15 protein-coding genes are annotated in these 14,918 nt (G+C 65.1%); 2 read left to right on the forward strand and 13 right to left on the reverse strand.

All coding sequences use genetic code 11. The features are described 5' to 3' along the window. Positions 1 to 198 precede the first annotated feature (198 nt). A complete protein-coding gene (locus tag M4J39_RS05585) occupies positions 199 to 726 on the reverse strand; it encodes an N-acetyltransferase (RefSeq protein WP_251726842.1) in 528 nt (175 codons plus the stop codon). 9 nt (positions 727 to 735) lie between these two features. After that, positions 736 to 1,854, reverse strand: coding sequence for a chorismate synthase (gene aroC, locus M4J39_RS05590; RefSeq protein WP_251726843.1), 1,119 nt, complete (start codon positions 1,852 to 1,854; stop codon positions 736 to 738). A 291-nt stretch (positions 1,855 to 2,145) separates the two neighbouring features. On the opposite strand from aroC, the gene M4J39_RS05595 reads away from it, so the two are divergent. Next, the gene (locus M4J39_RS05595) at positions 2,146 to 2,835 is read left to right on the forward strand and encodes a ribonuclease HII (protein ID WP_251726844.1); all 690 of its coding nucleotides are present in this window, start codon (positions 2,146 to 2,148) and stop codon (positions 2,833 to 2,835) included. Between the two features lie 53 nt (positions 2,836 to 2,888). Here M4J39_RS05595 and M4J39_RS05600 read toward each other — a convergent pair whose 3' ends face one another. From M4J39_RS05600 to M4J39_RS05635, 8 genes are all read right to left on the reverse strand, one after another. Continuing rightward, the gene (locus tag M4J39_RS05600; protein WP_251726845.1) at positions 2,889 to 3,371 is read right to left on the reverse strand and encodes an ATP F0F1 synthase subunit B; all 483 of its coding nucleotides are present in this window, start codon (positions 3,369 to 3,371) and stop codon (positions 2,889 to 2,891) included. An 11-nt stretch (positions 3,372 to 3,382) separates the two neighbouring features. Continuing rightward, complete coding sequence (locus M4J39_RS05605; RefSeq protein ID WP_251726846.1) at positions 3,383 to 3,997, reverse strand: ATP F0F1 synthase subunit B; 615 nt, start codon at positions 3,995 to 3,997, stop codon at positions 3,383 to 3,385. A 147-nt stretch (positions 3,998 to 4,144) separates the two neighbouring features. After that, positions 4,145 to 4,372: a F0F1 ATP synthase subunit C gene (locus tag M4J39_RS05610; protein WP_100081062.1), complete on the reverse strand. Its 228-nt coding sequence runs from the start codon at positions 4,370 to 4,372 to the stop codon at positions 4,145 to 4,147. Positions 4,373 to 4,437: 65 nt separating this feature from the next. Continuing rightward, positions 4,438 to 5,196: a F0F1 ATP synthase subunit A gene (locus M4J39_RS05615; protein ID WP_251726847.1), complete on the reverse strand. Its 759-nt coding sequence runs from the start codon at positions 5,194 to 5,196 to the stop codon at positions 4,438 to 4,440. A gap of 70 nt (positions 5,197 to 5,266) precedes the next feature. Then, complete coding sequence (locus M4J39_RS05620) at positions 5,267 to 5,641, reverse strand: AtpZ/AtpI family protein (RefSeq protein ID WP_251726848.1); 375 nt, start codon at positions 5,639 to 5,641, stop codon at positions 5,267 to 5,269. A 246-nt stretch (positions 5,642 to 5,887) separates the two neighbouring features. Further along, entirely contained in the window at positions 5,888 to 9,346 is a 3,459-nt protein-coding gene (locus tag M4J39_RS05625; protein WP_251726849.1) for a chromosome segregation SMC family protein, read from the reverse strand. Positions 9,347 to 9,487: 141 nt separating this feature from the next. Beyond that, complete coding sequence (locus M4J39_RS05630; RefSeq protein WP_251726850.1) at positions 9,488 to 10,144, reverse strand: DsbA family protein; 657 nt, start codon at positions 10,142 to 10,144, stop codon at positions 9,488 to 9,490. 97 nt (positions 10,145 to 10,241) lie between these two features. Beyond that, the gene (locus M4J39_RS05635) at positions 10,242 to 10,769 is read right to left on the reverse strand and encodes a DUF721 domain-containing protein (RefSeq protein ID WP_251726851.1); all 528 of its coding nucleotides are present in this window, start codon (positions 10,767 to 10,769) and stop codon (positions 10,242 to 10,244) included. Positions 10,770 to 10,830: 61 nt separating this feature from the next. On the opposite strand from M4J39_RS05635, the gene mutY reads away from it, so the two are divergent. Then, complete coding sequence (mutY, locus tag M4J39_RS05640) at positions 10,831 to 11,940, forward strand: A/G-specific adenine glycosylase (protein ID WP_251726852.1); 1,110 nt, start codon at positions 10,831 to 10,833, stop codon at positions 11,938 to 11,940. 276 nt (positions 11,941 to 12,216) lie between these two features. Here mutY and M4J39_RS05645 read toward each other — a convergent pair whose 3' ends face one another. The 3 genes from M4J39_RS05645 to M4J39_RS05655 form a co-directional block, all read right to left on the reverse strand. Next, complete coding sequence (locus M4J39_RS05645) at positions 12,217 to 13,377, reverse strand: site-specific DNA-methyltransferase (protein WP_251726853.1); 1,161 nt, start codon at positions 13,375 to 13,377, stop codon at positions 12,217 to 12,219. A gap of 174 nt (positions 13,378 to 13,551) precedes the next feature. After that, complete coding sequence (locus M4J39_RS05650) at positions 13,552 to 14,058, reverse strand: DUF1993 family protein (RefSeq protein WP_251726854.1); 507 nt, start codon at positions 14,056 to 14,058, stop codon at positions 13,552 to 13,554. Between the two features lie 106 nt (positions 14,059 to 14,164). Then, on the reverse strand, positions 14,165 to 14,866 hold the full coding sequence (locus tag M4J39_RS05655) for a glycosyltransferase (RefSeq protein WP_251726855.1): 702 nt from the start codon (positions 14,864 to 14,866) through the stop codon (positions 14,165 to 14,167). Between the last annotated feature and the right edge of the window lie 52 nt (positions 14,867 to 14,918).

Below are 14,918 nucleotides of genomic sequence, written 5' to 3' on the forward strand. Positions count from 1 at the left end.
GGACCGCCCTTTTCTGCGATGCCGGGACCAGACTGCGATCACAAGGGTGCAGTCAGGCCTCGACTGACCGGTCCGGCTTCCGCCGTCAACTGGTCCCCGCCGCGACTGATACTTTCGTATGAGTTTGTGCGCGGTCGCGCGTAAACAAGCCGTAAAGCGAGTATGAAGAATTCGCGATATCCCAGGGAATTGCCACTGCTACGGACAATCTTCCCGAGGACCGGCCAACGGCAACTCGAGACGATGGACAACGTGCCAACGCCGACCGAAGACGTGCGGCCCGCTGGTCTTGGTCCACCTGAAGCCCTGCCTCTCCCAGAAAACGCGCGCCCTTTCGTTGCCGTCGAGAACGCCGAGCAGCAAGCGCGTTGCTCCGCGTGTCCGGGCAAGCCGCTTCACCTCGTCGAGAATCACCTGTCCCAAACCTCCGCCCCGCGCCGCCGGTACCAGGAGGAGCAAGCCGAGATAGGCGTCGTCCGCCTCGGGGTAGCCGAACGCCAGATCGCCGATGGCAACGAGCTCACCCTCGCTGCCACGGACCCCGAACTTCAGCGACGCATCGCCGCCTGCCGGGGGACGATCGTCGAAGAAGGCGTGCGCAGCCGCTTCGGCCGTCAGGCCGGTTTCGAGAAGGAGATAGTCCGTAGCCTCACGATAGACGGCCACGACGGCACCGAGATCGCCCACGGGATCGAGTAAGACGAGAGCGACCGGCGATGGAGCCATGCCGACGCGTCAACGCAAGGGGAAGACGACCGCTCCGTCGCGACCGGTCTGGGCACGATGGCGCAGCTTGTGGTCGGCGAGCACCAGGGCCATCATGGCTTCGCCCACCGGAACCGCGCGGATGCCGACACAGGGATCGTGCCGTCCACGGGTCATCACCTCGACATCCTCACCGCCTGCCGACACCGAGCGACGATCGGTCAGGATGGACGAGGTCGGCTTGACGGCAAAGCGGGCCACCACCGGCTGGCCGGTGGAAATGCCGCCGAGCACGCCGCCGGCGTGGTTCGACGCGTGCAGGATGGCGCCGTCGTTGCCCATGCGCATCTCGTCGGCATTCTCTTCGCCGGTGAGTTCGGCGGCAGCAAATCCTTCGCCGATCTCGACGCCCTTGACCGCGTTGATCGACATCAGCGCCGAGGCGAGATCCTGATCGAGCTTGCCATAGATCGGGGCTCCCCAGCCGGCCGGCACGCCCTCGGCCACCAGTTCCACCACAGCGCCGACCGACGAGCCGGCCTTGCGCACGCGATCGAGGTAGGCCTCGAAACGCGGCACGGCCTCGCGATCCGGACAGAAGAACGGGTTTTCGTCGACCGCGCTCCAGTCCCAGTTGGCGCGATCGATCTTCTCCTTGCCGATCTGAACGAGGGCACCGCGAATGGTGACGCCGTCGATCACCTTGCGAGCGATAGCGCCGGCGGCAACACGCGCCGCGGTTTCGCGCGCCGAGGAACGGCCACCGCCCCGATAGTCACGGACACCGTACTTGAGGTCGTAGGCGACATCGGCATGGCCGGGCCGATATTTGTCGCGGATGTCGCCGTAATCCTTGGAGCGTTGGTCGGTATTGCGGATGAGCAGCGAGATCGGCGTTCCCGTGGTCACGGGACCGCCGGTGCGGTCGTCCTCGAACACGCCGGAGAGGATCTCGACCAGATCGTCCTCGCGCCGCTGCGTCACGAAGCGCGACTGACCGGGCTTGCGCCGGTCGAGGAACGTCTGGATGAACTCGGACGTCAGCGGCAGTCCCGGCGGACAGCCGTCGACGACCACGCCCAATGCAGGACCGTGGCTCTCGCCCCAGGTGGTGATGCGGAAGAGATGTCCGAAGCTATTGTGCGACATCGGTTTGCCCGGAGTTTGATGAGCGGCGAAAGCCGCGACAGTCTGGGATTTCTCTTATGGGGCGCGGAGGCTGACGTCAAATACGGGAGATTTTCTCGGCTGTTCGTGCGATGATTCCGGGGTCGATTCACCCCTCTCTCCAACTCTCCCCCACAAGGGGGGAGAGGGTTCGTCGAGCCGAACGGTGCAAACCGATGGGCTCTGGCCGGAAGCAAGCGGTGCTCTCTCCCCGCTAGTGGGGGAGAGTTGGAGAGAGGGGGAATGCTCACTGAAAGTTCATAAGAAGTCAGCATGTCCCGCGTCGCCCCCTCCCCCGATCTTCTTACCGGCCTCATCGTCGAGGCTTGCGATCGCCGCATGGAGGAGGACTTCGCGCGCCGCTGGGGCGGCCCTGTTGCCGGGGTCGATGAGGTCGGTCGCGGACCACTGGCTGGTCCGGTGGTGACGGCGGCGGTGATTCTCACCGATGCGCCACTCCCCGAAGGGCTCACCGATTCCAAGCAGCTCAAGCCGAGCACGCGGGAACAGATGTTCGAGGCCATCTGCCGCGATCACATCGTCGCGGTCGCCTCGGCGTCGGCAGCGCGCATCGATGCAATGAACATCCTCGCCGCCAACCTCTGGGCGATGGACCGGGCGGTGCGATCTCTGGCCGAGCAGCCGGTGGGCGTGCTGGTCGATGGGCGCGACGTTCCCACTGCACTGACCGGCGCCGGCTATCGGGGGGCGGCCATCGTGAAGGGGGACGCCCGTGTCGCCGCCATTGCCGCCGCGTCCATCGTCGCCAAGGTGATGCGGGATCGCATGATGGAGCTTCATGCCGCCGAGTTTCCCGGCTACGGCTTCGAGACCAATGTCGGCTATGGCTCGGCGAGGCATCTGAAAGCGCTCGCCGAACTGGGGCCAACGCCGATCCATCGCCGCAGCTTCCGGCCTGTGAGCGAATGCATCGAGGCGCGGGCGGGTGGACGGCAGCCATGAAAAAAGGGGCCGCGAGTGCCCCCTTGTTCCCTGTCGGTCCGAGATAAGGTCGCTCAGCCGAAACGGGCCTTCACCTCGTCCACGCCGTTCGAGATGAGATCGGCGGCGACTTTGCCCTGTACCTTCTCGGCAAGCAGGTGCTTCGAGGCAGCAATCGCCATGTCGATGGCAACGGCCCGCACCTCGGCAACCGCAGCCGCCTCGGCGTGGGCAATCTTGGCCTCGACGGTGCGCGTCCTCTGCTCGATCAGCTCCTTGAGCGCCACTTCGGCATCGGCCGTCATGCGCTTGGCTTCGGCCTCGGCATGAGCGATGATCTCGGCGGCGTCCTGCTCGGCGACAATGCGCTTCTGCTGGTACTCGGCGAGGAGGGCTTCCGCCTCTCTCCGCAACTGCTGGGCCGCGTCGAGCTCGGCCGTAACTTCCTCGGCCCTCTTGTCGAGCATGCGGGTCACCATGCCGAAGACCCCGTAATAGCCGAGCACGGCAAAGAACAGGACCAGACCGACAAAGGCCCACGTGGTGTTGTCGAACATTGGGCCTCTCCTCAGTGTTTGCTGGCCGACACGGCGGCAACAGCCGCAGCGGCCTCGTCGCGGCTCACCTTGCCGACAAGCGCCTCAACGACCGACTCGGTCGTCTCGGTGGCGATCGTCGACACATGCTCAAGCGCGATCCGCTTGACATCCGCGATGTGCTTTTCTGTATCGGTCAGCTTTGCAGCCAGTTGCGCCTCGGCCGCATGGCGCCGCCCGTCAATCTCGTGGGCAACCTTGCTGCGCGTCTCGTGGGCGATGGCGTTGGCCTTGTTCCGAGCGGCGGCGAGCGACGCTTCGTAGGAAGCAATCGAAGCGTCCGTATCTGCCTTGGCCTTTTCGGCCTCGACGAGATCGGCGGCAATCTTCGCGGCACGCGCCTCCAGAATGCCGGCAATCTGCGGAATGACCTTCTTGGCCATCAGGACGTAGAGCGCGATGAAGACGATGGCCAGCCAGAACAGCTGCGAGGGGAAGGTCGAGGGATCGAAAGGCGGGAACGTGCCGCCATGCTCGCCGCCCTCATGGGCCACCGTCGTGCCGACGGCGTCCGTCGGCGCGTGGCCGTCCTCCGCCGGAACGATCGCCGGCTCTTGTGCGTTGGCTTGGCTGATGAACCAGCTCATCGACGCTCAGGCTCCATGGATGATCAAGACCAAGCGGCGCCTCAAGGCAGAAACCACCTTGCGAGGCGCCGTCTCGTCACGGCCGACCGGGACCCGATCGGCGGCATACAGCGGGCCCGGTACGGGCCTGCTTCGACTGTCTCGCGATCAGACGGCGAACAGCAGCAGAAGGGCGATCAGCAACGAGAAGATGCCGAGCGCTTCGGTCACGGCGAAGCCGAGGATCAGGCGACCGAACTGGCCGTCGGCGGCCGACGGATTGCGGACGGCACTCGACAGATAATTGCCGAAGATGCTGCCGAGGCCGATGGCGGAACCGGCGATGCCGATGGTCGAAAGGCCAGCGCCGATGTACTTGGCGGCTTCAGCTTCCATTGTAACGCTCCTTGAGAAACAAAGACTTGAACGGTTTTGACGGGGTGAACTTCGTCGATCCGGCCTCAGTGCCCCGGATGCAGGGCGTCATTGAGGTACATGCAGGTGAGGATCGTGAAGACGTAGGCCTGGAGGAAAGCCACCAGGAATTCGAGGGCGGTCAGCGCCACCACCATGATCAGCGGCAACAGCGCGCCGAGGAAGCCGAAGGCGCCGAGACCGGTCAGCGTCACCACGAAGCCCGCGAACACCTTGAGGGTGATGTGACCGGCCAGCATGTTCGCAAACAGACGGACGGAGAGGCTGAGTGGCCGTGACAGGAAGGAGATGATCTCGATCAGCGTGACCAGGGGAACGATCGCCGCCGGAACGCCAGAGGGGACGAACAGCTTCAGAAAGTGAGTGCCGTTCTTGTAGAAGCCATAGATCGTCACCGTGAAAATGACGAGCAGCGCCAACGCGGCCGTGACGATGATGTGCGAGGTGACCGTGAAGAAATAAGGCACCATGCCGAAGATGTTCGCCGTCAAGACGAACATGAACAGCGAAAACACGAGCGGCATGAAGCGCATGCCACTCTCGCCAGCCGTCGTCCGCAGCGTATTGGCAACGAACTCGTAGGAAAGCTCAGCCACCGTCTGAGCCCGGCCAGGCACCACGGCGCGCGACGAACTGCCCCAGAGCAGCAAAAGCGCGATGGCTGCAAGCACCAGGACCATGAACAGCGAGGAATTGGTGAAGGAGACGTCGTAGCCGTCGATGTTGATGTCCACCAGCTTCTGGATGCCGAACTGATGGATGGGATCGGTTCTTACGTCAGCCACCTTGAGGAGCTCCCTCGCTCGATCTCGCCCGCACTACGGCTCCGGGCCAGCCCGCCCGGCCGTTCAAAACTCACTTATCGCCGTCAGGCGCCCGACGCGAGGACTTTCCCGCATTGGAGGCAAAAGGATCTCTTGCCACACCCGTCGCACGCATCACGTTCAGCGTTCCCGCCGCAAAGCCAAGCAACAGAAACACGATCATGCCCCACGGACCAGTCCCGAAAAGGCGATCGATCGTATAGCCGATCACGAAACCAACGATCACCCCGGCCACGAACTCCGAGCCGACCTTCATCGCCTGACCGATACCGGTCAGCCCGGACGACTGCGGCGCACCACCCTCGGTCTGCCGCTGATCCCGCCGAGCACCCGCCAGCTTCTCTCCCAGCGCCCTGAGGCGGGGATCGCTTCCGGCATCGTCCGACCGTTCGTCATCCTGCCCCATCGGCGGCATCCTCGAGAACGCAGTCGCCAAGGCCCTGCAAGATCGGGGTAATCCCTGATTTGGCCGGCACCATAGTGTTCACACGGATGCCTGTCAAGATTGGCGACGGCGTATACATTTCATTGATTTATATGCCATTTCCACCGCCGGAACCACCGCCATTCCCAGACTACGACCTTAGTCGAGGCGGGCGTAATCGATTAAGCTGCCACCGCCTCGCAACACGGCCTGTAAAGCCGCCACCGCTCAGCTCGCCTCACGAAAAGATTCGGCTGTTTCGAGATCGACCGAAACCAGCTGCGACACGCCTCGCTCGGCCATGGTGACTCCGAACAGGCGGCTCATCCGCGCCATGGTGATCGGGTTGTGAGTAATGACGACGAAGCGAGTCTCGGTGGAACGGGACATCTCTTCGAGAAGGTCGCAGTAGCGTTCGACATTCGCATCGTCGAGCGGCGCGTCCACCTCATCGAGCACGCAGATCGGCGCGGGATTGGTAAGAAAAACGGCGAAGATCAGCGCCATCGCCGTCAGCGCCTGCTCGCCACCAGAAAGAAGAGTCATGGTCTGCGGCTTTTTTCCCGGCGGACGAGCAAGGATCTCCAGGCCGGCTTCCAGCGGGTCCTCGGCGTCGACGAGCTGCAATTCGGCCGTGCCACCGCCGAACAGGTGCACGAAAAGCCGCTGGAAGTGGGCATTGACGATGCCAAAGGCGTTGAGCAGCCGCTCGCGCGCCTCGCGGTTGAGGTTCTGGATGCCGAGACGCAGCCGACGGATCGCCTCGATCAGGTCTTCGCGTTCGTTGACCAGGGTATCGAGCCGCTCCTCCAGCTCGGCTTGCTCGGCCTCCGCCTGGAGATTGACGCCGCCGAGCTTGTCGCGCTCGACCTTCAACCGCTCGAGCCGGGTTTCGACACCGGCCAGATCCGGCAACGGCGCGGCATCGTCGATTTCGGCGAGCTGACGCAAGGCATAAAGCGGCGCATCGAAACGATCGCGCATCTCGGTGGCGTATTCCTCAAGCCGCTGCTTGGCGGCGGCGAGCCGTTCCTCGGCCCGCACGCGCCCCTCTCGAATGGTCGAAAGGCGGGCAAGGGCCTCGGCGGCCGCGCGATCGGCCTCGCCGGCCTGCATCTCGCCCTCGCGGAGACGATCCGCCGCCTCGGTACTGGCAGCCTCCGCGGTAGCCACTGCCCGCATCAGCCCGCGCCGGGCTTCGACAATCTCGTCCGGCCGATCGATCAGCTCGGCCCTCTCGTCCTCCACCTGGGCGAGCCGGTCGTCCAGTTCGTCAAGATGGGCAGCGGCATGGCGAACTCGATCGCCCCAGCCGGCCCGCTCGCGTTCGATCGCCTCCATGCGGCGCTTGCGAAGCTCTCCCTCGCGTCGGATCATGTCGACAGCGGCGCGCGCTTCGGAGAACCGGGCGCGCGTATCGGCCGCCTCACCCCGGAGGGCATGAACCCGAGCCGACAGCTCCGAAGCGTCGGCGAGTTCGGCGTATCTTTCCTCGGCCTCAGCTTTGCGGGCGGCCTGATCCTCCGCGTCGGCGGCGAGGCGTTCGCGCTGGCCGGCAGCGGCGGCGCGACGGGCAACGGTCTCGGCCAGCGCCCGCTCAGCGACCAGCAGGCGGTCACGCGCGGTGGCGGCGGAACGCTCGGCGACCTTGACCGCTTCGCGGGCGGCGCGTTCCTGGGCCTCAGCCTCGCGAAGGCACGCCTCGGCGTCATCGAGGACCTGACGCCTGGTTGAGCAAAGCTCGCCCGCCGTTTCGCGAAGGGCGTCGATCTCGGCAAGCCGGTTGCGGGCGGCAAGCCTGCTGGCGGCAACTGTCGGCGCGTCCGCTGCAGCGGCGTATCCGTCCCAGCGCCAGATTGCCCCCTCAAGGGTCACGAGCATCTGGCCTGCGGCGAGCAGGGGCTGCAGTCGCCCGGCTTCCTCGCCCTTCACGACGCCGATCTGCCGCAGGCGGCGACCAATGAGGTCGGGACCGTCTACGAACTTGGCAAGCGGCGGCACACCCTCGGGCAGCGCCGGATCGTTGGCATCGTCACCGGGCTTCGTCCAGTAGGCCGGGGCGCGGTCGTCGATCGGCGCTTCGATGTCCTCACCAAGCGCGGCGGCCAGCGCAGTCTCGAATCCTTTCTGCGGCACGAGCCGATCGACCAGCGGCGGGAACAACTGACCGTGCTCGATATCCAGCATCTTGGCGAGGGTGCGGGCCTCGGTGTCGAGCTTCTGAAGCTCCCGTTCCGCTTCGGCCAGCGGCCCCGTCGCGGCGAGGCGCTCCTCCTCGGCGGCGCGCCGGCTGGCCTCGGCATCGGCCAGAGTCGCCTCCGCCTCGAATACCACGGCGGTTGCCAGTTCGATTTCCTCGCGCGCCTCGGCAATGGCGTCGTCGGCGCCAAGCCGTTCGTCGAGTTCGGCCAGTTCGGCATCTACTCCTTCGAGATCGCGCAACAGGCGGTCGAGGCGGAGCCCGGCTTCGCGGATTTCGCGTTCGAGCGCCCCCTTCAGCGCGGCTGCCTCGGCCTCGGCGGCGGTGGCCGTGGCAAGCTCCGCATCGATCTCGGACAGACGCGTGGCAATGTCGGAGGCGAACACCTCCGCTTCCGCCCGACGCTCTTCCTCGCCGAGCTCTTCGGCGGCCAGCGTCTCCGCCTCGTCGGCAAGGGCAGCCAGGCGCTCGTCATTTTCGGCCACCAACGCCGCTTCGCGTGCCCGGTCGCGAGCGATTTCCTCGGCGCGGCGGGAGAGTTCGGCCAACCGTTCCCGAGCGCGTCGCTCCTCGGCCTCGGATTCGGCCAGCGCAATCCTCAGGCGCTGCAACGCGGCAGCCGTTTCCACCGCCCGATCGCGAAGGCCGGGCAGATCGTGGGCGATGATCGCCTGCCGACGAACGGCCTCGGTCTGGGCGGCCTGGGCGTCAGCGACGGCGCCGAAGCTGTCGGTCATCTGCGCTTCGGCTTCCTCGACCTGTGTCATCAGGTCGCCGACGCGCAGGAATGCGACGGTTGCCTCGGCCTTGCGGATGTCGGCGGAAAGGTTGCGGTAGCGCGCTGCCTGCCGGGCCTGCCTGCGCAAGCCGTCGAGTCGGGCTTCGATCTCCCGCAAAACGTCTTCCATGCGCGTGAGGTTGGTTTCGGCGCCCTTGAGGCGCAGCTCCGCGTCATGCCGCCGGGAATGCAGACCGGAAATGCCGGCCGCTTCCTCCAGGATGGTGCGCCGTTGCGTCGGCTTGGCGGCGATCAGCTCGCCAATCTGCCCCTGCCGCACCATGGCCGGCGACCGGGCGCCGGTGGAGGCATCGGCGAACAGCAGCTGCACGTCGCGGGCCCGCACGTCCTTGCCGTTGATGCGATAGGACGACCCCGCCTGCCGTTCGATGCGGCGGGTGACTTCCAGGAGATCGGCATCATTGAAAGCGGGCGGCGCGGTGCGCTGGTCGTTCCTCAGCACCAGCGTCACCTCGGCGGCATTGCGGGCGGGACGCTTGCCGGAGCCGGAGAAAATGACGTCGTCCATGCCGGAGGCGCGCATCGCCTTGTAGGAGCTTTCGCCCATTACCCAGCGCATCGCCTCGACGAGATTGGACTTGCCACAGCCGTTCGGTCCGACCACGCCCGTCAGGCCGGGTTCGATGACGAACTCGGAGAAGTCCACGAAGGACTTGAAGCCCTGTATCTTCAGCCGCTCGAACTGCATTGGCGATCCGCTTCGGCCTCACTCTATTCGTAGAGTGTGACCCTACCATGGACCACCATATCATGAAGGCCGCGACGCGCGCCCGGCAAGAGGCGTGAGTCGCGGCCCTGTTGATATCCGGCGGTTATCACCAGCTGAGAATCAGCCCTGGAGCAGCGGATCGATCTTGGCCGACATCTCCTCGACCGACATGAAGCCGACCTCGCGCTGACCGTTGATGAAGAAGGTCGGCGTTCCCGTGATGCCGAACTCGTCTGCACCGCGCTTGCGCGTCGCGTTGAGGTCGTCGAGCAGCTTCTGATCGGTCAGCGTCGCCTCGAAGGTCGCGGGCGAATAACCGAACTGCTTGGAGACGTTGCGCAATCCCGAAAGCGGGTCTTCGACGAAGGCCCATTCGCGCTGCGTCTTGAAGAGATAGGAAATCACCTCAAAATACTTGCCGCCCGGAGCGTTGCGCGCCAGCATGAAGCCGGCGGCGGCCAGCGGATCCAGTGGGAACTCGCGAAGCACGAAATACATCTTGCCCGTATCGATGTACTTGGTCTTGATCTCTTCAAAGGTCTCGTTGTGGAAGTCGGCGCAATGGCTGCAGGTCATCGACATGTACTCGACGACCTTCACCTTGGCATTGGGATCCCCTAGCGCCATGTCGGGCAACGCGCCCGGCTTCATCAGCTCGTTCACATCGACCGTGGCTGCCGGTTCCTGGGCAAAAGCCAGTCCGGGGAAGGACGCGAGCGCGGCAAAACCGGCCGCGGCTACAGCTGTGGTCGTGAGGAAGCGGCGGCGAGTCAACATGTCGTTCCCTTTCGGATAACCGGCCCTACAGGGTCCGTCATTGGCGGCAAATTATGGCAAGGCCACGTCAATGGAAAGAGGATGTGCTTTTTCCATCTCATCGGCGACCGCGAACATCGCCGCTGACCGCCCGCCCCAGCCTTTCCACCGCCGCCTTCAATCCATCGTCCGAGATGCCGGAGGCAAGCGTCCGCACGCGGGCTTCGGCTTCCGGCGAGAGCTTTTCCGGCCTTGGGCGCGGTGGTGGGCCGATCTTCACGGGTGGAAGCTGCAGCGGCTTCAGGCGACCGACGAGACGGTAGCCGAAAAAGGTGTTGATGCGTTCGATGAGCTGCGGCGCCTCGAGCGACAGGCGCATGGCCGCCGCCCCGGAGCAACGCACTGTCAGCACCGCCGGCTCGTGCTCCTCTTCATCGATCAGCCCCTTCGGCCTGCGAGGCCAGGAAAGCTGATCGGGCGCCGTGGTTTCGGCATAGGCGGGGCCGACGATATCGGGCCAGTGAGCGACGAGATCGAGCGTGGCGAAGCCGCGTTTGCGGCAAGCAGCATTGAGCGGCGCGGCGATGATGTCGGCAAGCGGCCTCACCCCCTTGTAGACGAAAGCCGGTTTTCTCAGGCGCGCCATCTGCTATGGAACCTCCAGCATCCCATCGGGACTTATACTCTCAAGCCGCAGGTTATCCCACATGCCGGCGCCATCCGCCACAGCCCTTCTCGACTGGTACGACGTTCACGCCCGACGGTTGCCCTGGCGAGTGCCGCCGGAAGACCGGGAATTGGGCATCTTGCCCGACCCATATCGCGTCTGGCTGTCGGAGGTGATGCTGCAGCAAACGACGGTCGCGGCCGTCAAGAGCTATTTCCTGAACTTCATGGAGCGTTGGCCGACCTTGCAGGCGCTTGCCGCCGCGCCGCGCGACGATGTGATGGCCGCCTGGGCGGGCCTTGGCTACTACTCGCGCGCCCGCAATCTCAAGGCCTGCGCCGAGGCTGTCGCTCGCGACCATGACGGCCGCTTTCCCGATACGGTGGAGGGCCTTGCCGCCCTGCCCGGCATCGGGCCCTACACGGCGGCGGCAATCGCCGCCATCGCTTTCGATGTGCCGGCCGCGGTCGTCGACGGCAACGTCGAACGCGTGGTGGCGCGCCTTTTCGAGCTGGAGACGCCGCTGCCCGACGTCAAGCCGGAGATCCGGCGCCTGACGGCGACGATGACGCCCGACCAAAGGCCCGGCGATTTCGCCCAGGCGATGATGGACCTCGGCGCCACCATCTGCACGCCGAAGCGCCCGGCCTGCGCCTTGTGTCCGTGGTCGGAACCTTGCCTCGCCCATCGTCGCGGGGATGCCGAAACCTTGCCACGACGACGGGCCAAGGCGGTGCGACCGACCCGTTACGGCATGGCCTTCGTCGCTCGCCGGCACGATGGAGCGCTCCTCGTGCGCCGCAGGGCGGACAAAGGACTGCTCGGCGGCATGCTGGAGGTGCCGGGAAGCGAATGGCGGGAAGGCCCAGCGAATGAGACCGCCGCTCCGTTCCAGGCTGGTTGGAGGAGTGCGGGCAAGGTCGAGCACACCTTCACCCATTTCCACCTTGTGCTGTCGGTCATGGCCGCCGAGGTCGGAGATCGACCGCCGCCCGCCGACTGCTTCTGGCTCGACGCCGCCGCCGTGGCGGGCGAGGCCCTGCCAACGGTCATGCGCAAGGTGGTCGAGGTGGCAACAGGAGCGCCAATACGACGGGCCGCCGGACGCCCCTCAACGGCGGCTCGCCCCAAATCATCATCTACAGGTTGAATAATTGCTACTAACTACGACCATCGTCGCATGAAAACTTACTTGGCGGTTAACGGCTGAGGTGCGATAATTCCGGTCATTGGGGCATGACCCGACAGTCATTAGGTCGGCCCGCGTCGGGTTGGGCTAATCCGGCGTGAAAGGTCGAGCGACACAGATTTTGAGGGTAGGCCAACCCCGCATGCCGAACGGCACGGGTTTGAAAAACAGGCGCCAATAAAGAAATGGCTCTCCGAACGATCGGAGAGCCTTCTTTTGTATGGGGCGTACAATCCGTTAGGCGCCGGCAGAGGCGAGTTCGCTGCGGACACGGCCACGCAATTCGTCGATCAGCACCAGTGCGCCCTGCTTCTCGACGTGCCAGTAGGTCCAGCCGTTGCAGGCCTCCAGCCCTTGCACCGAAGCGCCCACCTTGTGGATCGATCCGGCAACGGCGCCCGTCGCGATCGACCCGTCGGCCCGAACCGTGGCGACGTGGCGACGGCGGGCGTCGCAAAGCCTGTCGCCCGGCCGGATCAGGCCGGTCTCGATCAAAGAACCGAAGGGGATGCGCGGTTCGGCCCGCTTCGGCGTGACCACGGCAAGTCCGTCGTCCGGCGCGCGCTCGACCGAGGCGATCCGCGCCCTTGCGTAGTTGGCATAGGTGCTGTCGCGCTCGACACCGACGTAATGGCGTCCGAGCCGCTTTGCCACGGCCGCCGAGGTGCCGGTGCCGAGAAACGGATCGAGCACGACATCGCCGGGTTTCGACGACGACATCAGCACCCGCCACAGCAGCGCTTCCGGTTTCTGCGTCGGATGGACCTTGTCGCCATCGGCCGTCTTCAGGCGCTCGCCGCCGGTGCAGATCGGCAGCAGCCAGTCCGAGCGCATCTGAATATCGTCGTTGAAGGCCTTCATGGCCTCATAGTTGAAGGTGATGCCCTTGGCATCCTTGTCGCGCGACGCCCAGATCAGCGTTTCGTGCGCATTGGTGAAACGCTTGCCCTTGAAGTTGGGCATCGGGTTGGCCTTGCGCCAGATGATGTCGTTGAGCACCCAGAACCCAAGGTCCTGCATGATCGATCCGACGCGGAAGATGTTGTGGTAGGAGCCGATCACCCACATGGTGCCCGTCGGCTTCAGCACCCGACGGCAGGCGAGCAGCCAGGCACGGGTGAAGGCGTCGTAGGCCTCGAAGCTGTCGAAGCGATCCCAGTCGTCGTCCACGGCGTCAACCTTCGACTGATCGGGACGGGTGAGATCACCACCAAGCTGCAGGTTGTAGGGTGGATCGGCAAAAATCAGATCGACGGAGGCCTTCGGCAAGCGCTCGAGCGCGGCGACGCAGTCGCCGACAATGACGCTGTCGAGCCAGTCCGGAGCGGATGACGCGGCAGGGGAGTGGAAGGAAACCTCGGACGACGACGCGGCCGCCCGCTGACGCAGTACACTCATGGCTCTCCCACTCCGACGCAAAACAAACAGGAGGGGGTCTTCACGCCCCTGCCGGAAACCAATCTGCTCCGGCAGGGTAAATTCGGAGTTAAGCGACGCGAGTCGTCATTGATTAATTATTTCAATGGTTTGTTAACCATATCCGGCGTCTGCGGTAGATGGATGCCCTCCCGCTCACTCGCGCCAAAGGAAATCACGCTTGCCGACGGGCATGCCGAGATGGCGCAGAATGTCGTAGGCGGTGGTCAGGTGAAAATAGAAGTTGGGCAGAGCGAAGCCCTGGAGATAGTCGAGCGCGGGGAGTTCCATCGTTTCGTTCCGGAGCTTCAGCGTCACGATGGTTTCCTCGCGGCCATTGACGGCGGCGGCCGGCACAGATGCAACGAAAGCGAGTATCTTGTCGATACGGACGTAAAGCTCCGCGAACGTCTGCTCGGTGTCCGGGAAGGACGGGATATCGAGGCCGGCAAGACGGGCCATGGCACCCTTGGCGTGATCCGTGGCGATCTGGACCTGACGCTTCAGGTCGAACATGTCCGGAGCGAGGCGGGCGCCGAGTATCGCATCCTCCGTGAGGCCACGGGCCGGACCTTCGACCTCGCCGATCTTCAGGACATGGACAAGGGACTTGAGCCGCGCCGTGAAGATGGGGGCGGAGATGGCATGGAGTTCGATGGTCATGGGAGTCCTTCCGGCTGGCGAAGCACCTTCCAATAGGTGTCCTTGTGCTCGCCTGCCTGATTAGCGAGCCGCCCCAGCGCGAACCAGTCAACTCTCGGAGAGGACGTCAGGCCCGCCGCCCGGTCAGTCCTGCGACCATTCCAACCGGCAGACGGATGGCGAGCAGCAAGGCCGCCAATGCGCCAGCCGCGCCTCCGCCGGTGAGCGCATCGCTCTGCCCGTCAGCGATCACCCGCACGATCGGCGCCCTGAGGCGAAGAAGACGACGACGTCCGACGCGGCGGATAAGGTCAACGCCGGCCAGACCGTCGCGCCGACTGAACCCGCCAAGCTCGCGGAAATACCCCCGCGAGATGATCAGCCCCTGGTCGGGATGGGTCACGCTGGCGCATCGGCCGAACAGGCGCAACAGATAGTGCTTCAAGCTGCCGCCGAGCGTGTCGTCGTCGGACGCGAGGCGGAAAACGGCCGCGAAGCGGCTGTCGCCATGCCTGAGGCGGCGCTCGACCATAGCCTGGAAGTCACTCTCCCAACCGGGATCGAGCAGCACGCCGGGACGCAGGAACATCAGAAAATCGCCCCGCTGAGCCGCTGCCGCGCCGATGGCGCACCGAGCCCAGGCCCCGCCGGAGCCGGATATCAGATCGCAGCCCGTCCCCTCCGCGACGAGGTGCGTCTGGTCGTCGGAACCGCCATCCACCACGACCACCTCGCGCACCGTCCCGTCGGCAGCGGCGGTGACCAGCGTCGAGAGAGTGCGAGCGAGGCCTTCCTCGCTGTTCCGAGTGGGTATGACGACCGAGATCATACTTTCGTTCTAGCGGGTTTTCCTGGGAAGTGCGAGCCCGTCCTAACGCTGA

Source organism: Pleomorphomonas sp. NRK KF1 (genome assembly GCF_023721755.1).
Classification (GTDB): domain Bacteria; phylum Pseudomonadota; class Alphaproteobacteria; order Rhizobiales; family Pleomorphomonadaceae; genus Pleomorphomonas.